At 70.1% G+C, this 22755-nt stretch carries 17 protein-coding genes and 2 pseudogenes; 13 read left to right on the top strand and 6 right to left on the bottom strand.

The window, feature by feature from the left end:
• Nucleotides 1–827: 827 nt before the first annotated feature.
• From OG878_RS06015 to OG878_RS42215, 6 genes and pseudogenes are all read left to right on the top strand, one after another.
• Nucleotides 828–2053 (top strand): annotated as a pseudogene (locus tag OG878_RS06015) (acyl-CoA dehydrogenase family protein).
• Nucleotides 2054–2058: 5 nt separating this feature from the next.
• Entirely contained in the window at nucleotides 2059–3291 is a 1233-nt protein-coding gene (locus OG878_RS06010; protein WP_328885801.1) for a CaiB/BaiF CoA transferase family protein, read from the top strand.
• Complete coding sequence (locus tag OG878_RS06005; protein WP_328885800.1) at nucleotides 3288–4070, top strand: crotonase/enoyl-CoA hydratase family protein; 783 nt, start codon at nucleotides 3288–3290, stop codon at nucleotides 4068–4070. Before OG878_RS06010 ends, OG878_RS06005 begins: the two co-directional genes overlap by 4 nt.
• A gap of 67 nt (nucleotides 4071–4137) precedes the next feature.
• A complete protein-coding gene (locus OG878_RS06000; protein WP_328885799.1) occupies nucleotides 4138–5124 on the top strand; it encodes a 3-hydroxyacyl-CoA dehydrogenase NAD-binding domain-containing protein in 987 nt (328 codons plus the stop codon).
• On the top strand, nucleotides 5121–6026 hold the full coding sequence (locus OG878_RS05995) for a YncE family protein (protein ID WP_328885798.1): 906 nt from the start codon (nucleotides 5121–5123) through the stop codon (nucleotides 6024–6026). Before OG878_RS06000 ends, OG878_RS05995 begins: the two co-directional genes overlap by 4 nt.
• Before the next feature lie 255 nt (nucleotides 6027–6281).
• Nucleotides 6282–6614 (top strand): annotated as a pseudogene (locus OG878_RS42215) (relaxase domain-containing protein); the annotation flags it as partial.
• A gap of 202 nt (nucleotides 6615–6816) precedes the next feature.
• Here OG878_RS42215 and OG878_RS05990 read toward each other — a convergent pair.
• Both OG878_RS05990 and OG878_RS05985 read right to left on the bottom strand, forming a co-directional pair.
• A complete protein-coding gene (locus OG878_RS05990; RefSeq protein ID WP_328885797.1) occupies nucleotides 6817–8742 on the bottom strand; it encodes a lamin tail domain-containing protein in 1926 nt (641 codons plus the stop codon).
• Between the two features lie 373 nt (nucleotides 8743–9115).
• A complete protein-coding gene (locus tag OG878_RS05985) occupies nucleotides 9116–9991 on the bottom strand; it encodes an acyl-CoA thioester hydrolase/BAAT C-terminal domain-containing protein (RefSeq protein ID WP_328885796.1) in 876 nt (291 codons plus the stop codon).
• Here OG878_RS05985 and OG878_RS05980 point away from each other — a divergent pair.
• Entirely contained in the window at nucleotides 9882–10499 is a 618-nt protein-coding gene (locus tag OG878_RS05980) for a GGDEF domain-containing protein (protein ID WP_328885795.1), read from the top strand. The genes OG878_RS05985 and OG878_RS05980 overlap by 110 nt on opposite strands.
• Nucleotides 10500–10527: 28 nt before the next feature.
• Here the strand turns inward: OG878_RS05980 and OG878_RS05975 are convergent, their stop codons facing one another.
• Complete coding sequence (locus OG878_RS05975; RefSeq protein WP_328885794.1) at nucleotides 10528–11901, bottom strand: FAD-dependent oxidoreductase; 1374 nt, start codon at nucleotides 11899–11901, stop codon at nucleotides 10528–10530.
• 617 nt (nucleotides 11902–12518) lie between these two features.
• Nucleotides 12519–13259 (bottom strand): nucleotidyltransferase domain-containing protein, encoded by a 741-nt coding sequence (locus OG878_RS05970; RefSeq protein WP_328885793.1) that lies wholly within the window; start codon nucleotides 13257–13259, stop codon nucleotides 12519–12521.
• A 333-nt stretch (nucleotides 13260–13592) separates the two neighbouring features.
• On the opposite strand from OG878_RS05970, the gene OG878_RS05965 reads away from it, so the two are divergent.
• Nucleotides 13593–14003: a RidA family protein gene (locus OG878_RS05965; protein WP_328885792.1), complete on the top strand. Its 411-nt coding sequence runs from the start codon at nucleotides 13593–13595 to the stop codon at nucleotides 14001–14003.
• Nucleotides 14004–14587: 584 nt separating this feature from the next.
• Here the strand turns inward: OG878_RS05965 and OG878_RS05960 are convergent.
• Both OG878_RS05960 and OG878_RS05955 read right to left on the bottom strand, forming a co-directional pair.
• A complete protein-coding gene (locus OG878_RS05960; protein ID WP_328885791.1) occupies nucleotides 14588–15124 on the bottom strand; it encodes a hypothetical protein in 537 nt (178 codons plus the stop codon).
• Nucleotides 15125–15505: 381 nt separating this feature from the next.
• The gene (locus OG878_RS05955) at nucleotides 15506–16276 is read right to left on the bottom strand and encodes an IclR family transcriptional regulator (protein ID WP_328885790.1); all 771 of its coding nucleotides are present in this window, start codon (nucleotides 16274–16276) and stop codon (nucleotides 15506–15508) included.
• A gap of 69 nt (nucleotides 16277–16345) precedes the next feature.
• On the opposite strand from OG878_RS05955, the gene OG878_RS05950 reads away from it, so the two are divergent.
• From OG878_RS05950 to OG878_RS05930, 5 genes are read left to right on the top strand one after another with little or no spacing between them, the layout of a single operon-like run.
• On the top strand, nucleotides 16346–17584 hold the full coding sequence (locus OG878_RS05950) for an FAD-dependent oxidoreductase (protein ID WP_328885789.1): 1239 nt from the start codon (nucleotides 16346–16348) through the stop codon (nucleotides 17582–17584).
• Complete coding sequence (locus tag OG878_RS05945; protein ID WP_328885788.1) at nucleotides 17581–18693, top strand: cupin domain-containing protein; 1113 nt, start codon at nucleotides 17581–17583, stop codon at nucleotides 18691–18693. Before OG878_RS05950 ends, OG878_RS05945 begins: the two co-directional genes overlap by 4 nt.
• The gene (locus tag OG878_RS05940; protein ID WP_328885787.1) at nucleotides 18690–19559 is read left to right on the top strand and encodes a fumarylacetoacetate hydrolase family protein; all 870 of its coding nucleotides are present in this window, start codon (nucleotides 18690–18692) and stop codon (nucleotides 19557–19559) included. Before OG878_RS05945 ends, OG878_RS05940 begins: the two co-directional genes overlap by 4 nt.
• The gene (locus OG878_RS05935) at nucleotides 19556–21076 is read left to right on the top strand and encodes an aldehyde dehydrogenase family protein (RefSeq protein WP_328885786.1); all 1521 of its coding nucleotides are present in this window, start codon (nucleotides 19556–19558) and stop codon (nucleotides 21074–21076) included. The genes OG878_RS05940 and OG878_RS05935 overlap by 4 nt, the downstream gene beginning before the upstream one ends.
• A complete protein-coding gene (locus OG878_RS05930; protein ID WP_328885785.1) occupies nucleotides 21073–22722 on the top strand; it encodes a thiamine pyrophosphate-binding protein in 1650 nt (549 codons plus the stop codon). Before OG878_RS05935 ends, OG878_RS05930 begins: the two co-directional genes overlap by 4 nt.
• Nucleotides 22723–22755 lie beyond the last annotated feature (33 nt).

The raw sequence follows: 22755 nt of genomic DNA, 5'->3' as shown, positions 1-22755 counted from the left end.
GCATCTGAGGGATTGGATGCGGTTCTTTCCGCATGTTCAGGGACCATGTGGGGACGTGGTCGACAAGAGCCCTCGCGGGGGGACTCCGGCCGCCGCAGTACACCGGCGATGCTTGACCGTGAGGTCGCCCCCGGCCGGCACCGGTACCTCTCGTGACGACCGGCGGATGGCCGGGCGGGTGCAGAGCGACTCACCCATGAGGTGGTGCGACATGCGGTCGGGGGGGCGTAGCGCCGGGTCGTGGTGATCGAACCATGTCCGGCGATCTTCTGCAGGACGTGGAGCGGGTCGCCATCTGCCAGCCACGTCCGCACGCACTCTACGGTCATCGAGAACGAGCCTTGATCGAAGCCCCGCCGACGTCGCCAGCGAGAAGGGCCTTGACCTGCTCGGGCTGGAGAACCAACTACCCGAGGCCCCCGACAAGATTGTCGAAGTCCTCCGCGACCACATCCGGGCCCTCGAGAAAACTGGGCAGCACGAACTGGCCGGAGCCGAAGTGAGCGAGCTGTCCGGAAGCATCCTGAACGCCTGAGAAGCGCTGGTCACGGCTAATTCTATTAGCAGCTCCCGCCGATGGGAGCGGCCGGGAGGCTCGGGCGCAGTACGACGAGCCTCGCAGTCCTGCCTCACTTCTCCCGCACCGGGCGGCGACGGGCCACCGGGGTGGTCCGCGGCGACAACGGCACCCCTGTGCGGCGCGGGTCCGGGGGGCCGGCTCCGGATCCGCGTTTAATCGCGCCAGAGAACCGAAAACGCCGGGCGCGGAGAGCGTTGACGGGCGCGGACCTCCGAGCCATGCCCTACAGGGCTTGAGGGAGAATGCAATGAGCGGCACATCGACCTTGCCGACACCGTCCGGTCCCTACCTGGACAAAGGGCTGCTGCCCGCCGACTTCTACGCCTACGAGGACTGCTGTCGGACAGCGAGCGGGAGAAGGTCGAGTCCCTGCGCGCGTTCCTGCGCACGCAGGTCGCCCCGATCGTCGACGACTGCTGGGCCCGGGCCGAGTTCCCCTTCCAGCTGGTCGAGAGCTTCGGGAAGCTCGGCTTGATGGACTGGGCCGACCCGGACTCCCCGGAATCCGGGCCGAGCAATCTCCTCGCGGGCTTCATCGCGCTGGAGATGGCGCATGTCGACGCGTCCATGGCGACGTTCGCCGGCGTGCACACAGGTCTGGCCATGGGCACGATCCTCACCTGCGGTTCCGACGAACAGAAGCGGCGGTGGCTGCCGGCGATGAGCCGCTTCGAGAAGATCGGCGCCTTCGGGTTGACCGAGCCGCACGGCGGCTCCGACGTGGCCGGCGGCCTGCGGACGACCGCGCGCCGCGACGGCGACGTATGGATCCTCGACGGCGCGAAGCGGTGGATCGGAAACGCGACGTTCGCCGACCTGGTCGTCATCTGGGCCCGCGACGTCGAGACGCAGCACGTGCTGGGCTTCGTCGTTGAGAAGGACACCCCCGGGTTCACCGCGACGAAGATCGAGAACAAGATGGCGCTGCGGATCGTGCAGAACGCCGACATCGTGCTCGACGGCTGCCGCGTTCCGGAGGCCAACCGGCTGCAGAACGCGAACTCGTTCAAGGACACCGCCAAGATCCTGCGCCAGACGCGCAGCGGCGTGGCGTGGCAGGCGGTGGGAGTGATGTTCGGCGCCTACGAGATCGCCCTGCAGTACGCGAAGGACCGCGAGCAGTTCGGGCGTCCGATCGGGGGCTTCCAGCTCGTGCAGGACCTGCTGGTGAAGATGCTCGGCAATGCCACGGCCTCGTGCGGGATGATGGCGCGCCTGGCCCAGTTGCAGGACGCCGGGGTGTACAGGGACGAGCAGTCCGCCCTGGCGAAGGCCTACTGCACCGTGCGGATGCGCGAGAACGTGGGGTGGGCGCGGGAACTGCTGGCCGGCAACGGCATCATCCTCGACTACAAGATCGGCCGCTTCGTCGCCGACGCCGAGGCCATCTACTCGTACGAGGGCACGCGGGAGATCCAGACCCTCATCGTCGGACGTTCCGTGACCGGCGGCCTGAGCGCCTTCGTGAGGTGACGAAGATGACCACCGAATCCGTCTTCACCGGCCTGAAGGTCCTCGACGCGTCGAGCTTCATCGCAGGACCGGCCGCAGCCACCGTGCTCTCCGACTTCGGAGCGGACGTCATCAAGATCGAACCGCCCGGGACGGGCGATCCTCAGCGGCGGCTGAGTTCCGTGCCGCCCAGTCCCCGGGCGCAGGCCAACTACAGCTGGCACCTCGCCAACCGCAACAAGCGCGGCATGGTGATCGACCTGAAGTCACCGTCGGCCACCACGGTCCTCAAGCGCCTCGTCGAGTGGGCCGACGTCGTGATCACCAACTTTCCGCACGGCACACGCGAGAAACTGCACCTTGGCTACGAAGAGGTCGCGGGCTGGAACCCGCGGGTCGTCTACGCCGACATCACCGGCTTCGGGGACACCGGCCCCGACGCCGGGCAGCCGGGCTTCGACCTGACCGCCGCCTGGTCGCGCAGCGGACTGCTGGCCTCCACCCGGGACGCGGGAGCCCCGCCGACGGTGCCGGTCTGGGGCAGCGGCGACTACATGTCGGCGATCGCGATCTACGCGGCGATCGTGACCGCCCTGTACCGCCGCGAGCGCACGGGACAAGGAGCCAGTGTCGGGACGTCGCTGCTCGCCGCGGGCGTCTGGGCCACGGGAACCCTCGTGGCCGGCGCGCTCGCCGGCGGCACGCCGTTCGAGCTGCACGACCGGAAGGCGCCGGCGAACCCGCTGATCAACCCCTACCGGACCGCGGACGGCGAGTGGTTCATGCTGGTCGCCTCACCCCCGCACTGGCCGGGACTGACACGGGCCATCGGGCACCCCGAGCTGCTCGAGGATCCCCGTTTCGCGGACATCGAGGGCTTCGTCAAGAACTCCGCCGCGCTGAGCGAGCTGCTCGACGTCGAGTTCCGCACGCAGCCGTTCGCCCACTGGAAGGACGCCCTGGGCCGAGAACGCGTCACCTACAGCCTCATTCAGACGCCGGAGCAGGCCGCGCAGGACCCGCAGCTGCGCGCGAACGACATCGTGGTGCCACTGGAAGGAGTCAGCGGGCTGGCGGAAACCATCAGCAGCCCGGTCAACCTCCGAGGGGTGCCGAAGGTGCCGGCGAAGCGAGCGCCGGACCTGGGCGAGCACAACGACGAGATCCTCGCCGAGCTGGGATTCGCCGCCGCCGAGATCGCCGAACTGCGCGCCCAGGGAACGATCCCCGGCACGACGGAAGGCGAGGCGTCGCCATGAGCACGGCGCACGAGGCGTCCGACACGGTGCTCCACGAGCGCCGCGGCGGCGTGCTGACCATCACCCTCAACCGCCCGGCGCAGAAGAACGCCGTGGACCACGAGGTCGCGGTACGGCTCGCCGCGGCTTTGGATCTGCTCGACGCGGACCCGGAACTGTCGGTCGGCGTACTCACGGGCACGGGCGGGGTGTTCAGCGCGGGCATGGACCTGAAGGCATTCGCCAAGGGTGAGCTGCCGGTGCTCCCCGGCCGGGGTTTCGGCGGGCTCACCGGCACGGCGGTGCGCAAGCCGTTGATCGCCGCGGTCGAGGGCTGGGCGCTCGGCGGCGGCTTCGAGATGGTGCTCGCCTGCGACCTGATCGTGGCCGCGGAGGACGCCCGGTTCGGGTTTCCCGAGGTCACGCGCGGCCTCGTGGCGGCGGCGGGCGGACTGGTCAGGCTGCCGCGCCGCCTTCCGTACCACGTAGCCGCGCGTGTACTGCTCACGGGCGAGCCGCTGACCGCCGCCGAAGGCAAGGAGTACGGCCTCGTCAATGAGCTGACCCCACCCGGCGCCGCACTGGACGCGGCCTGCGAGCTGGCGGGGCGCGTCGCGCGGAACGCGCCGCTGGCGCTGGCGACCGTCAAGGAGGTCCTGCGTGAAACGCAGGGCCTGACCGAGAGTGACGCCTTCACACGCCAGGACGAGCTCACGAACGGGCTGTTCTCCAGCGAGGACGCACGGGAGGGCGCACAGGCGTTCGCCGAGAAGCGCGCCCCCGTCTGGCACGGCCGCTGATGCCGGCCAGGTCAGCCGCTCACCTCCCCCAGAGCCCGCCTCCGACTCCCAGGAACAGTGACCAGCCATGAACACGCACCGCCCCGTCCACCGCGTGGCAATCGTCGGTACCGGCACCATCGGTGCGAGCTGGGCGACGCACTATCTCGTCCGAGGCTTCGACGTGACGGCGACCGACCCCGCCCCCACCGCGGAGGCGGCCCTGCGCGCGTACGTGGAGACGGCATGGGACGCGGCGGCCTCGATCGGGCTCGCGCCCGAAGCCTCGCCCGATCGCCTGACCTTCACCGCGGACCTGCGCCAGGCCGTCGCAGACGCCGATTTCGTACAGGAGAACGCGCCGGAGCGCCCGGAGCTCAAGGTCCCGCTGTTCGCCGATATCGACGACGCCACGCCGCCGGACGCGATCATCGCGTCGAGCTCGTCGGGCATCACGATGAGCGTCATCCAAGCCGAGTGCCGGCGTGCGGAGCGGACCGTCATCGGTCATCCCTTCAATCCCCCGCACATCGTCCCACTGGTCGAGGTCGTCGGCGGGACGAGGACCGCCCCGGAGACGATCCGGGACGCCATGTCGTTCTACGCCGCGATCGGCAAGAAACCGATCCACCTCAAAAAGGAGCTTCCCGGGCACGTCGCCAACCGCATCCAGGCCGCGCTGTACCGCGAGGTCGTCCACCTGGTCCAGGAGGGGGTGCTCGACGTGGCGGACTCCGACGACGCGGTTTCCTGGGGGCCGGGGCTCAGATGGGGCGTCATGGGCCCCCATCTGCTGTGGCATCTCGGCGGAGGAGAGGGTGGCATCCAGCACTTCATGGACACCCTCATGCCGCGGATGGTGGCGTCCTGGCAGGAACTGGGCACCCCCGAGTTCACGCCCGAGCTCAAGGAGAAGATCGTGGGCGGGGTCCTGCAGGAGGCCGACGGCCACTCGATCGGCGAACTGAGCGCCCGGCGCGACGCGATGCTGTCGGCCCTGCTGGCCGTGCGCGCCCAGCACGACCCGTCCGGCCCGAGCGCCGCAGCCGGTCGCCCGGCGAAGGAGGGACCGTGACGCGGCGCCAGGAAAGACTGTTCGTGCTCGAGGCCAGCAGCGGCGGTCGCATGTTCTCCGTGAACCCCGACGGCGCCGACAAGAAGGTCGTCGTCACCGGATGCAGGATCCCGGACGGGGTCGCCGTCGACGTCGTGGCCGGGCACATCTACTGGACGAACATGGGCTTTCCGCCGGAGAACGACGGCTCGATCGAACGCGTGGACCTTGACGGAGGCAACCGGACGACGATCGTTCCCAGCGGCGTCACGCACACGCCGAAGCAACTGCATCTCGAGGCCACGGGCCGGAAGCTGTACTGGGGTGATCGCGAGGGTATGCGCGTGATGCGCTGCGACCTCGACGGCTCGAACGTCGAGACCCTCGTCCAGACGGGACAGGGAGAGGACGACCGCCGCGACGAGACCAAGTGGTGCGTCGGAGTCGCCGTCGACCCTGTCGGCGGACACCTCTACTGGACACAGAAGGGCCCGAGTGACGCGGGGCTCGGGAAGATCCTACGGGCCGGAATCGACCTGCCCGCCGGGGAGAGAGCGGCCGAACGCAGTGACATCAAGGTGCTGTTCGAGGGGCTGCCGGAGCCGATCGACCTTGAGCTCGACCTCGCGGAGCGCATGCTGTACTGGACGGATCGCGGGGACCCGCCACGGGGCAACACCGTGAACCGCTCGCCGATGGACCCGCCGGCCGGGCAGCGGACGCCTGAGATCCTGTTGACCCACCTGATGGAAGGCATCGGCCTCGCCCTCGATCCGGACGACGGCCGCATGTACGTGACCGACCTGGCCGGGACCGTCTACGCGGCCGATCTCGACGGGTCGAACCGGAGGGAGATCCTCGTCCTGCAGGGCAACCTCACCGGCATCGCCCGTGCCGTACTGCCGACCGGAATGAGGGTCTGATTTCGTCGGACCGGGGGAGTCCACCCGCGTGACCGGGACTTCTCCGGCCGCTGGCCGAGCAGCGTCGACTCGGCCTTCCCCGTTACCGACGGCGTCGTCCCGCCCCAGAGGGCCGCCGGCGCGAGCGTGTTCTTCCTTTGGGTGTCGAGCACCCCGTTCGGCAGGACGAAGGGGTGCTGCGGCCCACGCCGTTGATGTACCGGCCCATGTTCCAACCGTTGAGGAAGGCTCGGTCCGCGTCGGCAGCGACAGCACCGTGCAACGCGCCCTTCCCGGGTAGTCGTTGCCCGCTTCCGCCACTACGAAGACCGCGACGGCGGACCACTGCTCTATGACCACGTCGTGCTGTCGGTCAAAGTCCAGCGCCTGGACGACCGGTGGGGCATCCTGCACACGAGCCGGCCCGCTCACTGGTTGACACCTTGCTCCCTGAGGACGACCTGTTCGCCGGCGTCACCGTCTGATCCCGTCCGCTCTTGGTGGTTGATTCCAACTGTCAATCAGAAAGGCGGAGTTGGATCCGGGATGGGTGGCTGTGGTTGGCGCTGTCGAGGGGCTGCCCGTTCCACCGGGCTGCGAGGCGGATGAGGTTGAGGACGGTAGCGCCGGCCCGCGTCCGGCGCCCACCGGCTGAAGGCGGTCCCGGGGACCGGCACGACGAAGCTCCTGGCAGTCGGCGGGTGGGCCTGGTCGTCACCCTGCCTGCCAGGAGCTTCATCGCTGCGTACTGCTTGGGCGCCTCACCCTGGAGGCGGCCCCGTGTGTGAGCCGTCTGCCGTGGTCGGCGAGATCAGCAGGGGAAGGTGCCGCTGTAGAGGGCGTGTCCGTAGGAGGAGCTTCCGGAGCCGAAGCCGTAGATGCCGTCGTCGCTCCAGACCGCTTCGCGGAAGCCGCTGACGCAGGCCGAGGTCGGCGCGATCGCGAAGCCCTCCAAGTTGTCGGTCGGCATGACGGCCGGGTTCTTGTAGGTCACGTCCGGAACGAGCGCACCGGACGCGTTGACCTTCATGAAGGTGTGCGTCTCGCCGCACGTGTTGTCGCAGGTCGCGATGAGGCGCTGGGTTCCGGCGTCGAACGTCACGTCCATCACGGAGGCCTTGCCGGTCGCGATCGTGCCGAACGTGGTGAACGTACCGTCGGAGTTCAGGCCGTAGACGTGCAACGTGCCGTCATACTCCAGGCCGGCGAAGAACAGGCCCGAGCCGTGCAGCGGGTAGTTCGCCGGGTTGTAGGCGGCGCCAGTGAGCGGGTCGACCCAGCCGTTCGCGGTCAGCCAGCTGTCCGGCACGTAGCCGACGCCCTCGAAGCCCAGGTTGGCGTCGTCCTTGTCGCCGGTGTTGAGCTGCGGGAACTGCGAGGTCATGTCCCACTGGTGAACCGGCGTCAGCGTCGAACCGGTCGCCGCCGGCTCGAACTCCAGGATCGTGTCCTTGGGCGCCGTGTTCCTGGTGTTGTCGCGCTCGGAGGTCACGTAGATGTGGCCATTGCTGCCGACCGTCAGACCCTCGGTATCCGGTTCGCCGGAGCCGCCCGCGAAGCGGATCTGCTTGCCGGTCGCGCTCCACGACGAGTCCGGGATCCACTTGCCGTTGCTCTTGACCAGCTTGTACAGCCAGTTCTTGTTCTTGACGGCCCACAGCACCGACGGGTTCGCCGGGTCGAAGGCCAGGCCGCTCACGTCCCGGCCTTCCGGGCCGGTGGACGTGGTGAACGCGCAGACGTTGTCCGCGATCGTGACGTCAAGGCCGCCCGGCCACGCCAGGGCGCCCGCCGGGGTGGAACCCGTGCCGCTTGGCGCCTCGGGGGTGCAGCCGCTGGTGAGCGAGCCACCGCCTCCCAGCAACTGGCCGGTCTGACCGCCACCACCATCATCACCGCCGCTGCCGGAGCAGGAGTTTGCGCTGCCGAGCGTCGCGGTCGTGGTGGTCTGGAACCCGCCGGTGCCATTGGCGCAGCGCCCGTCCGACGGTGTGGCACCGTCGGTCGCCCAGGTCACCGAGTCGATGGTGTTGCCGCTGCTGTCGACGAGGAAGACCGAGTCGTTGTCGCCGAGTCCGATGGTGGAGTTGAACGTGACGTAGCCGCCCGCGGGGATGCTGGTCGCGCTCGGCGAGGAGGACGAGACCGAGGCCGCGGAGTGGGAGGAGTCATTGTCGACGTACTTCCACGACCCGACGCTGACCGCACTCGTTCCGCCGTTGTACAGCTCCACGGTGTCGGAGTCGTTCGAGGTGACCTCGTTGATCCGCACCCGGCTCGCCGCCGGGACCGACGGGCAGCCCGAGGCGTTCGAGGTGCCGAACGTGGTCGCCGAGGTCGCCGTCACCCAGGCACCGGTCCCGTCGCCGCCGCAACGCGCCATCGCCGGCTTCGCCTTGTCGGTGGCCCACTCGACGCGGTCGACCACCGTGCCGCTGGACGTGTAGATCACCAGCTTGTCCGAATCACCGAGCCCCTTGGGCGAGTTGTAGGTGACGAAGCCGCCGGCCGGGATCGTGCTGGAGGACGGGGTGAACGACTGCGGTGAGAAGCTGTCGTCGGACATCTTCCAGCCGCTGATGCTCACTGCGGTCGAGCCGGTGTTGTACAGCTCCACCGTGTCGTTGTTCGACGAGGTGACTTCGTTGATCCGAACGTTCTGGTAGCCGGCCGGGTCCGCGGCAGCCGCAGGCTGAGCGGCCAGCATCCCTGTGATGAGCAGTCCTGAAAGCGTCAAAGCCGCGGCGCATACAGAGGCGACGCCGGCACGCGAGTGTGAGGTAGGCACGGGACGGAACTCTGGCAACACGATCTTGAAACGGCGTGTACTCCAGCTGAACGTCACCTGCTGGCCACCGGAACGCCAGGCCCACATCGTCAAGAAGCTTGCATCCGTTGTCCCATGCTGCGAGTCGAGCCCGCTCGGCTGGCCGGGCGAAGAAGAAGTCTCCGTGTCAGCCTCGCAGCTGCCCGCAACAAACTCACCGCCACGGACCGCATCCGGAACCAAAGCACCACCTGGATCGCTGATCTCGGGATTCCGCAGATCCGGAGCGGAGAGGGGACCTCTTGACCACCGATACGAATCCGTCTTTCAGCCTGGTTCGCGATCAACCGTCAGGAACCAGTGAGTTTGCGCCGCCGAGCACGTCGAGGATGTGGGGCCATGCAGCCTTGCCCAGGAGCACATCAGCTTCAGGTGTGCCCCCGTACTTGAAGTGCGGGGACGCCGATGCCGGGCTCTCGCCAGGAAGGCGTGGCCGGTGGCCGGCGCCGTCGCGGGCGATCAGATGCACGGTCGCACCCGCCGAGCGCCGACGCTGAGCCAGCTGTTCGGCGCAGGGAAGCGACGGCCACACCGCGTCGTCGCCGCCCGCGACCAAGAGCAGATCGGCTCTGGCCGCTTCCACGGGGATCTCCGCCGGCGGAAGCGAGTGAACGAAGGTCCGCTCGCTCAGTTCGTACCATCCGCGGATGGCGACAGGACCGTTGTCCGGCTCTGTGGGAGTCCAGGAATCGTCCATCGGGACAAAAGGCAGGGGCCGCTCCCGCCAGGTCCAGGACGAGCGATACGGATGGTGCTCTCCGTCGCGGCCAGGGCCGACATTGCACCAGACCCGCGAGGTGGGCGACAGCGCGATGGCCACGTCCACGCGCGAGTCGTGCACCGCCGTGAGCAAGGCTGCTTCAGCGCCCTTGGAGGTGCCGAGAATTCCGATGCGTTGCGCTCCGCCCCGTCGGAGGAAGTCGACGGCAGCGGTGAAGGTCTCCAAGGGAACCTCGCAGATTCCAGGGGACTGACCAGGCCCACCGAACCAGCGGATCGCCAAGGCTGTGAAGCCTTGCTGAGCGAGGATGCGCGCTCGCTCACGTTCGATGCGCCCGCTGGATCCCGCCAGGACCAGAACGCCGACGTCACTGCCGCGAGCGGGAGCGAACAGAACACCTTCCCAGGGATCAGCCAGCTCGCGCTCAGTGATGTCCACGCGCTCCCCCTGTCGTCATAATTCACAAAGACCAACGCCCAGAACGCGGGGTACGGCCCACCTACCACAGCAACGGCGTACCCCGCCCCCATGCACGCGAAGCCGCACCGGCATAGCGAGAAGCCCCCTCGTTCGCGAGGGGACCATGACGCCTCACACGCCACCTGGGTCAGTCCAGGAAAACCACTTCAAGGAAATCAACGACAGCGGCGGCCACGCCACCGGGGATGCCGTTCTGGTAGCCACCGCGCAGCGTCTCACCACCTGGGCAGGCAACCGCGTGGCTGTGGGCAGGCGCGGAGGCGACGAGGTCGCCGTGACGTTACGTACCGGCTCCGGCCGCCACGAACTCCGCCCGGCACAGCTCGTCCGGATGCTCGCCGAGCCCGTCACTCTCGACGACGGTCAGACCGTCGACATCGCCGCTTCGGCCGGCGCCGCCACCCCTGACACGCTCGGCACCACCGACCTGTCCCAGCTCCAACGGGCAGACCTTGCCGACACTTGAGCGTTGAAGGTGGGTGCCGGGCAAGCGCTCAGCCTGCGATGAGTGCATCCCACTGAGCTCGGGTCGGGCCGTCGTGCTCTGGCGAGAAGTCCGGGTGGGCAGCCAGCCAGGCGGTGACGTGTCGGTTCACTTCGTCGGTGCCGTAGGCGTCGTCGGCTGTTCGCAGGAGATGGCGTACCTGGGCTCGGGCTCTCATGACGACCGGATCGTCGAAGGCGCTGGCGGCCCGGGCAGCAGCCCGCCGGTCTGCGGATGGTGAGCTCTCGGCGAGGCGTTGCTCGTCGGCGCGGTCGGCCGTCACCTGCGCGTCGAACCACGGGCGGAGGGCCTGTGCCGTCCAGGTGTGGTAGCCGGTGGGGTCCGTGGCGATCCGGTCGACATGGGTGGCGATGTGCTGGGCGGCAAGCAGTCCGAGGGCCGCGCCATGGCCGAAGGTGGGATTGGTGTGGATGAGGCTGTCCCCGGCGTTGACCAGGCCGGTCACGATAGGTCCGTCATCGTCGGCGAGGACGGTCCAGCGGTTGTCCAGCCCGGCCATCGCCAGGACGGCCGACTGTGGTTCGGGGGCAAGGTCGAGCCAGGCGGCGGTGGCGGGGAAGCAGCGGGCTGCGGCCTCGAACACGGCAGGGCCGGTGAGCGCGCCGCGGGTCGGATCATCCGTGGAGAGCACCAGGCTCACCGCGAAGATGTCGTTGTCGGAAGGGAAGACGCCGGCGAGTGCGAACGGTGCGGTCGAGCCGGTCTTCACCCGCCCGGGATCACGCGGGCCGTCGGGCCTCAGCCGGTACCAGCGGCAAAAATAAGCGATCCCAGCGCGGTGACTGTCGACCACGGGCGGGCGGCAGCCGGCCGCGATCAGCCATGCGGGAACCGGCGAGCGGCGACCGGACGCATCGACGACGAGGTCCGCCTGGTGCCTCTCCGCGCCAACCTGCACGCCGGTTACCCGGGCCGGGCGACCGTCCCCGACGGTGAGGCCGCGCACCCGGCATCCTCGCCGCACATCAACGGTGCGCTCTTGCCGCACGGCCGCGGTCAAGGTGGCCTCCAGCACGACGCGGCGGGTGCGCAGGGTCACCAAATTCTCATCGCCGGCTTGATGCGGCGGATGCTCACCGAACCAGTCGAACTCGTGGTATTCCCGGGCTCCACGTGCCAGCAGGTCCGCGTAGACATCACGGGCTTCGGCGCGCAACACAGTGCGCACGGGCGCGAGGAACGAGTGGGGGTGGATGGCCTGCGGGACTCGGGGCCTGTCCCACTGGAAGAAGTCCCGGTTCAGGTCCTCTCCGGCCTCCCGCGCGTCCTGCTCGAACAACGTGACCATGTGGCCCCGCCGGCCGAGCATGAGCGCCGTCCCCAGCCCGCTGATGCCCCCGCCGACCACCGCAACCCGCGCCACTGAGCTCCCCTTCGCGTCGTGTTGCGGAATGAGCCTACTGCTTGGCGATCTCCCGCCGAGAACCGGCATCGTCTGCACGAACCGTGGCCGCGAACTGCACATTGACGCGGTCACCGGTATCGCCCGCAGCACCGGATGCCACCAAGACGACAGCCCAGACCGCATACGGCCTGGGACCGGTCCTGGGCGACCTCATGCTCCCCGCCGACGGGGGAGGGGACATGCTGCGCGCCCTCCGACGACGTCCAGAACCTGTTCGCCCGCCGCCCGCCCCGCGCCCATCGTGTGTGCCCGTGGGGCAACACGGACGGCGCGGATGCAGCCGCGACCCCTTCGGCAGCCTGATCCACGACCACTGCCGTACCCCCGTCGGCCCGGTGCCCGCCTGGCGTGCAAAGTCTGGGGTCACCTGGACCTGGCGCACCGCCCGGCGCCGGACCGCTGCCCGCAGCCGGCCGACCGGGGCGTCCCAACCGCATCGAAGCGGCCCTGACCAGAGGTGTCATGACCCGGCGCGGAATCTTCCGGGCCAGGCGGTCCGCCACCATCGGCGACCGAAGGCGTATGCGCAGTCGCAGCCTGTTCGCGCAGGGTACGGATCCGCAGGCAGGCTCTCTTCAGCGCCCGGCGGTGGTCGATTCGATGACGCCCCGCCAGGCTCTGCGATAGCCCTCACTCAGCGGCCCGCCGGCAAGTCCAAGGACGTGCTCGGCGGCATCGTAGAGCGGGGTTGGGTCGTTCATCTCGCACAGGTGACGGTGTCCGTCGAGGAGAGCCGTTCCGAGTTCCGCATCGGCCTCCAGGAGGCGCCGTGGTAGCCACTTGCCACTGCCTACCCACGCCCGGTGATAGTCGCAGAGCAGATCGGCGGCCGCATTCAGGACAGTGCCGGCCACAGCCAGACGCTCGATTCGATCTCCGGTGTCGGCAAGATCGGCCAATGCGTCGGTCAGCCCGTATCTCCTCGTCTCGATGGTTTCCCTGTTCAATGCTGGCGGCCCATCGAGGAGATCGGCAACCGCGCGACCTCGTGCGCGTTCGGCATGTCCATCTGAATCAACGAGGACGAGGCCGGTGGCATACATGCTCTGCATGACCGCCCGGCGCCCGGCGACATCAGCGGCGAAGAGCTCCGCGAGACCTGCATGGGTGTGGACGAAGAACTCCACGATCCGCCCCTCGAAGCGGACGGTCTCGCGACACGTCTCGCCTCCGTCGCCAATGAGCACCGCGATGTCCAGATCGCTGGACGCCGTGGCGCGCCCCGTGGCCGCCGATCCAGCCAGAACTGCGGCAAGCGCATTCGGGAAGCGTTCACTGACAAGTCGTCGAGCCTGGTCGATCAGGTCCGGATTCATGGCAGTCACCATCGCATGTCCGCGCAGCGAGCCGCGAGGCGGTTTCGCTCAAGGGCCCGACCGCCTCATGGGGGCCCGAACATGCGCATGGTCCTCGTCATCAGCAGCCCGTGTACGCGCAGAGATCTGTTGATCGTCCTCACGGAATGTGTGCCAGAACGTCTGGGAACAGCGTTTGCCGATGGGTTCCGGAGTCAGTTGGCTCGGCTTGTGATTGTCGAGCAGAAGTGACGGCGCTGCGCGTGGGGGAGGCGAGAAAAAGTGAAGGCGGGAACCAATGAGGCGTTGGGAGGATGTCCGAGCTCAACATCCGATGGAAAGGACCCGACGACTATGGCTCGTGCCGTCACGCTGATCCGCTCTGCCTCTTTGTCCGACGTTGCCGAGTACGCCTACGCGGCCACGGCGCCCGCAGAGTCACGCTTGATCTTCCTCGCCGGGGCGTGCCCGCTGAACGATGACGGCTCCACGGCGGCGGTCGGGGACTATGCGGGCCAGGCAATCAAGGCCATCGAGAACATGCAGGCTGCTCTCACAGCCTCGGGTGCGTCACTTCAGGACGTCATCAGTACAAGGGTTCTCGTCGCGTCGTCCCGGCGGGAGGACCTGGTGGCTGCCTGGGAGGTGGTCCGGGACTCGTTCGCCGACCATGACGTCCCCAGCACCTTGATGGGTGTCACCGTGCTCGGCTACAAGGACCAACTCGTCGAGATCGAAGCCGTCGCCGCTGTGCTCGATGCTTGAGATCCGTGGACACACTGTGTCGTCGAACGCGGCCTTGGACCGGAAGTGCCTTGGTGGGCACACCGCGAACGAGGGAGCCATGCATCCGTCAGGACGGCCGGCCGTCGAGGCAGGGAGGGGCAGTGTGCCGGCATGCGCGAGCGTGTAGGACGACTGGCAATAGGTCGAGCCGGAGCTGGGATTGAAGCACACCGCGACGTAACGGTCCGTGCTGGGCATGATGTTGATGTCCGCGCAGGCGCTCGTGGCCGTGAGGTCGTTGCCCGAAGCCGAAGTGGGGTACCACGCATTACCGGCGGGCTTGGAGTAGGTGTGCCGTCTCGTCGGCGACATCATCGAAACCGGCAGCGACTCCTACCGCCTCGCCCACACCAAAGCCCAGCCGGGCGGAGGCCGACCGATGACTGACAGAGGGATCACCGGAGCGCGACGGGCACACGTACCGGCATGGGGTGCATCCACTGGCCCGACATGACCGACCGAGCCCGGGGCATCGCGACCGGGCTACGGGAGCTGGGCTGCACGCTGCACCAGGTCCATTACCAGCTCGTCGCCGAAAGGTCTCATCCCCAACACCCGGCCCCCTACAGGCGTCTGTCCTCTCGGCTCGCCCAGGCTCGCCGGGGCGGTGGAGTGGGGTCCTGCTTACCCGTGAGCAGGTCTTGACGTACGAACTGCCCGCGGCCGAAGGAAAGCGTGATGACTCCTGTCAGCCCGGCCAGTGGTAGGCCGAAGCCCTCGAACCGGTTGCGCACCAGCGCCTGTTGACGTCCACGAATGCACGCACCCGCCACAGGCGTGATCTGCGGGTCGAAGTGCGGAGAGCCGAACCACAGGTACACGTGGATGTCGCCGGCGGCTCGGTTGTGGCCGTGCCCCGTGACCTGCCGCGATTCCGGCCAGTTGGCGCAGTGACGACGCTGAAGCCTTCTGCCGAGCCAGGGGTGCCTTGATCGTTCATGGGATCTCCCGCGCACACCGCGCACACCGCGCGGATCACGCGGGTCCGGGATCTCGGCCAGCCGCTCCAGCAGGCCCGGAACCTCCTCGGGTACAAGCCTCGGATGCTCGCGGAGCTGGTCAAGGGCAGGCAGGATCGGCGATGATTCGTCGGCGGGCATGGTCTTCCACTGGGATCACGGGGCGTAGAGAACTCCATGATCTTGAAAGTCCGTGCCGGTCACGTTCCCGGGCCCCAGCTCAGCGGCCAGATCGCCACGAACCGGACAGCATCCGACTACGCCGAAGCCTTGCTCACTCGGTCCGGCTCTCAACGGACTGGGGAAGTTTGATGAGCGGCATGCCGTCGATGGGCCGTTGCCGCCCGCTCGTTCAGCCCCGAGCCGGCGCCCCTGCGAAACGGCGGGCGGCAACGGCGTGTCCGCCTCTGCGACGCCCGGTTCGACCGGGTCCGCAACCACGGCGCCCGCAGTCCCACGGCCGGTCCGGTTCGGCCGACCGGACCGCGTCCAGGGGCAGCCGCGGCGGCGGCCGCTGCCCGGTCAGCAGACGGTGTGCAGCGACTCCTCGAAGGTGCGGACCGCGTCGAGCGTGGCGGCACCCAGGCCCGGGGAGGTGCCCATCCGGCCCGACGGGACCACCACGGCCAGCGCGGCGACGGGCGCACCGGTGACGTCGCGCACCGCGGCGGCCACGGCGCCGATCCCCAGCTCCCCCTCCTCGCGGTTGTAGGCGAGCCCGCCGGCGCGGATCTCCGCCAGCTCCGCCTCCAGGGCCGCCCACGAGGTGACCGACGCCTCGGTCTGCCCCTCCAGCTCTCCGTCCGGGTAGCGGCGGTGCAGTTCGGCGAGGGGCAGTGCGGCGAGCAGGGCCTTGCCGGCGGCCGTGCAGTGGGCGCGCATGACCTTGCCGGTGCGCAGGCCGACCCGTACCGACCGGGTGCCCTCGATGCAGTCGACGAAGCGCACGTCCCGCCCTTCGAGGATGGACACGCTGACCGTCTCCCGGGTGCGGTCGCGCAGTTCCTCGAGGGCCGGCTGGGCCAGCTGCCGGATGTCGATGCGCCCGGTCGCCGCGAGGCCCAGCTCGATGAGGACCGGCCCGGGGCGGTAGGCGCCGTTGGCCTTGTCCTGCACCGCGAACCCGTGGGTGCGCAGCGAGGAGAGCAACCGGTGCGCGGTGGATCTGGCGACCCCCAGCAGGTCCGCCGCCTCGGCGACCCGCAGCACCTGGCGGTCGCTGAGCAGAGCGAGCAGCCGGAGTGCGTTGTCGACCGAACTGAGGGAACTCGAACCGTGCGAAGTATTCGGCATAGGAGAATTCTACTCCCGAGTTCCTCGCGAGTCTTCCCAGTACTGGAATTCCTTCCTACAGTCGCCTGCATGATCGACCCCAGCATTCCTCCTGTCATCGTCGTCGGAGCGGGTCCGGTCGGTATGACCGCCGCGGCCGTCCTCGCACAGGCGGGCATCCCGACCGTCGTCGTGGAGTCCGCTCCGGAACCCCAGCCCGACTGGCGCGCCTCGACCTTCCACGCCGCCACCCTCGAACTGCTGGAAGGCATCGGCATCATCGAGCGGATGCACACCGAAGGCCTGGTCGTGCCCCGGTACCAGTTCCGCGACCGCCGGGACGGCCTGGTCGCCGAGTTCGACCTCGGGCTGCTCCGCGACGAGACCCGCTTCCCCTACCGCCTGCAGCTCAACCAGCAGCGGCTGGTCCGCTTCCTCCACGACCGGCTGCTCGCGGACCCCCTGGTCCGGCTGTGCTTCGGCGCCCGGCTCATCGACCTCAGCACCGACGCCGACGGCGTCGCGGTCACCGTGGAGACCCCCGAGGGCACCGAGCGGCTCCGGGGCGCGTACGCCATCGGCGCGGACGGCGCACGGAGCACGGTGCGCAAGCAGCTCGGCATCCCCTTCGAGGGGTTCACCTACCCCGAGCGCTTCCTCATCGTCAGCACCCCGGTCGACATGAGCGCGCAGGTGCCCGGCATCGCCGAGGTCAACTACATCGCCGACCCCGAGCAGTGGCTGTTCATCCTGCGCACTCCCGAGGCCTGGCGGGTGCTCTGGCCGGTGCCGTCCGGCACCGGCGACGAGGAGGCCACGGCGCCCGAGGAGATGCAGCGCCAGCTGCAGAGCGTCGCGCCCCTCGCCGGCGGCTACCCGATCATCGACCACCAGATCTACCACGTGCACCAGCGGGTGGCCGCGACGTTCCGCAGCGGACGGGCCCTGCTGATCGGCGACGCCGCCCACGTCAACAGCCCGGTCGGCGGTGTGGGGCTCAACAGCGGCATCCACGACGCCATGGACCTCACCCGGCGCCTGGTGCGCATCCTCACCGAGGGAGCCGACGCGGACGCGGAACTCGACGGCTTCGCCCGGTGCCGCCGCCGCATCGCGCTGGAGTACGTCCAGGCCGACACCCAGCGAAACACGGACCGGCTGCGCGAGACGGACGAGGAGACCCGGCTCGCCAACCAGCGCGAGCTGCGGGCCCTGGCCGATGACCCCGACCGCGCCCGCGCCTGGCTGCGCCGGGTGTCCCTCCTGGAGAGCGTGCAGCGGTTCGGCATCGGCACCCCGCACACCGAGCTCGAGGGGACGCCGGCATGACCGTCCGCCACGACGAGGCGAGCGCACTCGCCTCCTTCTACCAGGACGTGGACGGGGTGGACCTGGCGCCGCTGTGGACCATCACCGAGCAGCTGCTCACCCCGCACCCCCGGCCCGCCGCCGTCCCCTGGCTCTGGTCGGCCCGCACCTACCGCCCGCTCGCCGCCCGCGCCATCGAGCTGGTCCCCGTCGAACGCGGCGGGGAGCGCCGGGTGCTGAGCCTGCGCAACCCCGGCCTCGGCGGCCGGCCCTACGCCGCCGGAACGCTCTGGGGAGCCATCCAGTGCCTCGGCCCGCGCGAGAGCGCTCCGGCACACCGGCACACGCCCGGCGCGATCCGGTTCGTACTGTCCGGCGGAGGCGTGTTCACCACCGTCGACGGCGACCCCTGCGACATGCACGCCGGGGACCTCGTCCTGACGCCCGGCTGGAACTGGCACGACCACACCAACACCGGCGACAGCGACATGCTCTGGTTCGACGGCCTGGACCTGCCGATGATCGAGGCACTCGACGGCGTGTTCTTCGAGCCCCACCCGGAGTTCACCCAGCCCGCGGCCGGGGAGCACAACCGCTCCGAGCAGCGTTATGCGGGGGACCCGCGCCGCCACACCGACGGAGCGGTTTCCACCGCGCTCGACCCCGCCTCCTCCCCGCTCCTGGTGTACCGCTGGGCCGACACCGACGCCCGCCTGTGCCGCGCCTCCGCCGCAGCCCCCGACGCACCCGCCGTCACGGTCGAGTACACCAATCCCGAGTCGGGAGCGAGCGTCCTGCCGACCCTGGCCTGCGGGGTGGAACGCATCCTGGCCGGCCGGGGCACGCTGCCGGTGCGCCGCACGGGCAACCGCATCCACGTCGTCCGGGACGGGTCCGGACACAGCGTCATCGACGGGATCCGCTTCGACTGGGAGCCGGGAGACGCCTTCGTCGTGCCCTCCTGGTCCGCCGTCGAGCATCACGCCGACGACCAGTCCGACCTTTTCACCCTCGCCGACACCCCGGTGCTGCGCGCCCTCGGCATCCACCGCGAGCAGCAACTCGACACGCCGCAGCCGGTCACCGGCGTCTTCGCCCCGCGCTCCACCCCCCGAAAGGACCACCAGTGAAGCTCGCCCTCTTCGGGGAGAACCGCCTCGGCGTGGTGACCGACGACGGTGTCGTCGACGTCACCGCGGTACTGCCCGTGCACGACCCCGACCCCGTCACCGCGGGCTGGTGGCGCGCCCTGTGCCGGGGCTTCCACGCGCTCCGCCCCGAACTGGAGGCCGCCGCGAAGGCCGGTCCCGCGCTGCCGCTGGACGGAGTGCGGCTCCGGGCACCCGTGCTCAACCCGTCCAAGATCATCGCCTGTGCGTGCAACTACCGCGACCACGTGGCCGAGATGCACGACGTGCAGCAGCGCACCCTCGGCCACATCGAGTCCTGGATGATGGACTTCGACGTCTTCCTCAAGGCGCCGTCGTCGATCAGCGGGCCGGCGGACGACATCGTGCTGCCGGCGGAGGTCGTCGCCGCCGGCCAGGAGATCCACCACGAGTCCGAACTCGTGATCGTGATCGGCTCCGGCGGCCGGGACATCCCCGAGGACACCGCGCTCGACCACGTCCTCGGCTACACCGTGGGCCTGGACATCACCGTCCGCAGCGCCGCCGACCGCTCGCGCCGCAAGAGCTACGACACCTTCTCCCCCATCGGCCCCTGGATCACCACCGCGGACGAGGCGGGCGACCCCGCGGACTTCCAGATCGACCTGGTCCGCAACGGCGACGACCACCGCCAGCACGTGAACACCGGCGACTTCATCACCCCCGTCGCAGCCATCGTCTCCTACGCCTCACGGATGATGACGCTGCTCCCGGGCGACGTGGTCTTCACCGGCGCTCCCCCCGGGGTCGGCCCGATCCAGGCCGGCGACAGCCTGGAGACGCGGATCAGCCGGCTGGGCTCCATGACCCTGCGGGTCGTCCGGTGACCGGCACCGCCGTCGGCGGCGCCGAGGTTCTCATCGGCAACCGCGTCACCCCGCTGACCGCCTCGGCCCGCACCGCCGTCCGCAACCCGGCCCGCACCGGCGAGGTCGTCGGGGAGGCCGCGCTCGGTACACCCGCCGACGTCGACGCCGCCGTACGCGCGGCGCATGACGCCTTCGGCCCGTGGTCCAGGACGTCCCCGCACGAGCGGGCCGCGGTCCTGCTCGACGCCGTCGCCGAACTCCGCCCGCTCGCCGCGGAGCTGGACCGGCTGCTCACCCGCGAACAGGGCAAGCTCCGCTGGGAGTCCCGACTGGACGTGGGCGGAGCAGCCCACATCCTGGAGTACTACACCGGACTCGCCACCGAGCTCGCCGAGGAGCGCGTGCTGCGCTCCGACTCCCGCGGAACGGTCTGGCTCGCCCGCCGCCCGATGGGCGTCACCGGCGTCATCGTGCCCTGGAACTCCCCGGTCTACCTGGGCTTCCTCGGCATCGCCCCGGCCCTGATGGCCGGCAACACCGTCGTGGTCAAGCCCTCCGAGCTCGCTCCGCTGGCCCTGCACCGGGTGCTGCGCACGCTCGCCGCGAAACTGCCCGACGGCGTGCTCAACTCGGTGCCCGGCACCGGCTCCGCGGGAGCGGCGCTGGTCGAGCACCCCCTGGTCCGCAAGGTCTTCTTCACCGGCTCCACCGAGACCGGGCGGCGGGTGCTGGCCGGTGCCGCAGGCACCCTCAAGCGGGTCAGCCTGGAGCTCGGCGGCAACGATCCGGCGCTGGTCCTGGACAGCGCGCGGATCACCGACCGGCTGGTCTCCGAACTCGTCCAGGGCGTCTACGGGATGAGCGGGCAGGTCTGCTTCAACGTCAAGCGGATCTATGTGCACCGCAGCCACTACCGGGACTTCACCGACCGCTTCCGGGCGGCCGTGGACGAGATCACCGTCGGCGACGGCCTCGACGAGCGCGCCACCATGGGGCCGCTCAACAACCGGGCCCAGCTCGACAAGGTCGCCGCCCTGGTCGCGGACGCCCGGGCGACTGGCGCCACCGTCCACGAACTGGGACGCAAGCTGGACCCGGCGACCTGGCAGGACGGGCACTTCCTGCTGCCCCATGTGGTCACCGACATCGATCCGCGTGCCGATCTGGTGACCCGGGAGCAGTTCGGTCCAGCCGTCCCCGTGCTGCCCTTCGACACCGAGGACGAGGCGCTGGCCATGGCCAACGACACCGAGTACGGACTGGCCGCCTCCGTCTGGAGCGAGGACCGCGCCCACGCCCGGCAGTTGGCCGGCCGGATCCGCTCCGGCAGCGTCTTCCTCAACGTCCACCGCGTCGGGGCCTCCAGCGTCGACATGCCGTTCGGCGGGTTCAACAGCAGCGGCCTGGGCCGCGGACACGGGCTCCCCGCCCTGGAGGCATGCACCGAACCGCAGACCGTCGCCGACTGGACCGACACCAGCGGACTGCCCGGCCCCGCCCCCGCGCGGGCCCACACCCCCGTGGAGCCGAGATGACCGACCACCCCGACCGCACGGCGGCCGACGCCGTCCTGGAGACCCTGCTGGCCTGGGACATCCGGCGGGTCTTCATCTGCCCCGGAAGCACCGAGGCGGCCTTCCTGGACGCCACCCTGCGCCATCCGGAGTTCGAGGTGGTGCTGACCACCCACGAATCCGTGACCGTCGCCATGGCCGACGGGTACACGCGGGCGACCGGCGAACCCGCGGTCGCGTACCTGCACACCCACCTCGGGCTCGCCAACGGCCTCGCCCACCTGGACGCCGCACGGCTGGCGCACTCCCCGGTCATCGTCCTCACCGGCCTCAAGCCCTCCCCGATCCAGGCCCACGGCGGGTTCACCACCCTCCCGTCGACCGGCGACCTGGCCCGGCCGTTCGTCAAGCGCGCCTGGCAGTCGCCGACCGCGGACACCATCCCCGAAGACCTCACCCAGGCCCTGCGGTTGGCTACCGCCGAGCCCTCCGGCCCGGTCTGGCTCGGCCTGGCCCAGGACCTGATGGACGCCCCCTGCACCGCACCGGTGCCGCCGCCCGCGAGGCACCGCGTCACGGCCCGTACCGCCCCCGATCCGGACCGCCTGCAGGCCGCGGCCGATCTGCTGTCGCAGGCCCGCACGCCGGTGATCGTGGCCGGTGCGGAGGCGGGCCGGCACGGCGCCACCGCGGACGTGCTGGCGCTGGCCGAGCGGGTCGGCGCCGCGGTCTGCCACGAGGACCGCACCGGGTTCGAGCGGTCCGTCGTCCCCACGGACCACCCGCGGTTCGCGGGCTCCTACGCGCCCGGCAACCCCGCCGTGGCCGGGAGCGACCTGCTGCTCTTCCTCGGCTGCCGGTGTTTCGTGGAGTTCGAGACCGGGCGCGGAGCCGCTGTGCCGCCCGGCGTCGCGGTCGTGCAGACGCACACCGACCCGGCCGAACTCGCCCGGGTGCAGGGCGTCGACGAGGCACTCGTCGGGGACGAGTCGCTGATCGCCCGGGGACTGCTCGCCCTGCTCCCCGAACGGCCCGCGGCACCGGCGCGGCCCGCCCCGGCCGCCGGCACCGCACAGCCCCAGCCGGTCCCGCCGCCCCGCCGAGCGGGCCGTCCGGCCACTGTGGCCGAGGTCGCCGCCGCCCTCGCCGAGGTGGTGGACTCCCGCACCACGGTGGTCGAGGACGCGACCACCTCCGAGGTCGCCCTGCTCAAGGCCCTGCCGCAGACCTCGCCCCACTCCTTCCTCACCTCGTCCTCCGGATCGCTGGGGTGGGGCCTGGGCGCGGCACTCGGCTACCAGCTCGGCGCTCCGGACCGCCGAGTCGTCGCGATCCTCGGCGACGGGGTGTTCCAGTTCGGCCTGCAGGCCCTGTGGGTCGCCGCCCGGTACCGCATCCCGGTCACCTTCGTCGTCGTCAACAACGGCTCCTACGCCGCCGTGGCAGCCGCCCTGCGCCGCTACGGCGGGCTCGCGGAGCACACCGGCGACTACCCCGGCAAGGACATCTCCGGCGTGGACATCGCCGCCGTCGCCCGCGGCTTCGGCCTGGACGCACGGCGACTGCACGACCCCGCCGAGATCCCGGCCGCCGTCAGGCAACTGAGCGGCCGGCCCGCCCTGATCGAGATCCTCACCGACCCGGACGACCTGGGTCCTGCCCGCTAGCACCACCGTCCCCTCCCTGTCCCACCCCGTGCA

The sequence above is a fragment of the Streptomyces sp. NBC_00316 genome (assembly GCF_036158715.1).
GTDB lineage: Bacteria > Actinomycetota > Actinomycetes > Streptomycetales > Streptomycetaceae > Streptomyces.
Note: the sequence above shows the minus strand (reverse complement) of the source record. Positions and strands in the feature narration are given on the sequence as shown.

Excerpts from the sequence above, each read along its gene's own strand:
- OG878_RS05950 (WP_328885789.1), top strand. The coding sequence starts at position 16,346 with ATGATCGACCCCAGCATTCCTCCTGTCATCGTCGTCGGAGCGGGTCCG.
- OG878_RS05930 (WP_328885785.1), top strand. The coding sequence starts at position 21,073 with ATGACCGACCACCCCGACCGCACGGCGGCCGACGCCGTCCTGGAGACC.
- OG878_RS05970 (WP_328885793.1), bottom strand. The coding sequence starts at position 13,259 with ATGAATCCGGACCTGATCGACCAGGCTCGACGACTTGTCAGTGAACGC.
- OG878_RS05960 (WP_328885791.1), bottom strand. The coding sequence starts at position 15,124 with ATGCCCGCCGACGAATCATCGCCGATCCTGCCTGCCCTTGACCAGCTC.
- OG878_RS05945 (WP_328885788.1), top strand. The coding sequence starts at position 17,581 with ATGACCGTCCGCCACGACGAGGCGAGCGCACTCGCCTCCTTCTACCAG.
- OG878_RS05955 (WP_328885790.1), bottom strand. The coding sequence starts at position 16,276 with ATGCCGAATACTTCGCACGGTTCGAGTTCCCTCAGTTCGGTCGACAAC.
- OG878_RS05965 (WP_328885792.1), top strand. The coding sequence starts at position 13,593 with ATGGCTCGTGCCGTCACGCTGATCCGCTCTGCCTCTTTGTCCGACGTT.
- OG878_RS06000 (WP_328885799.1), top strand. The coding sequence starts at position 4,138 with ATGAACACGCACCGCCCCGTCCACCGCGTGGCAATCGTCGGTACCGGC.
- OG878_RS05980 (WP_328885795.1), top strand. The coding sequence starts at position 9,882 with ATGCGCCCGCTGGATCCCGCCAGGACCAGAACGCCGACGTCACTGCCG.
- OG878_RS06010 (WP_328885801.1), top strand. The coding sequence starts at position 2,059 with ATGACCACCGAATCCGTCTTCACCGGCCTGAAGGTCCTCGACGCGTCG.
- OG878_RS06005 (WP_328885800.1), top strand. The coding sequence starts at position 3,288 with ATGAGCACGGCGCACGAGGCGTCCGACACGGTGCTCCACGAGCGCCGC.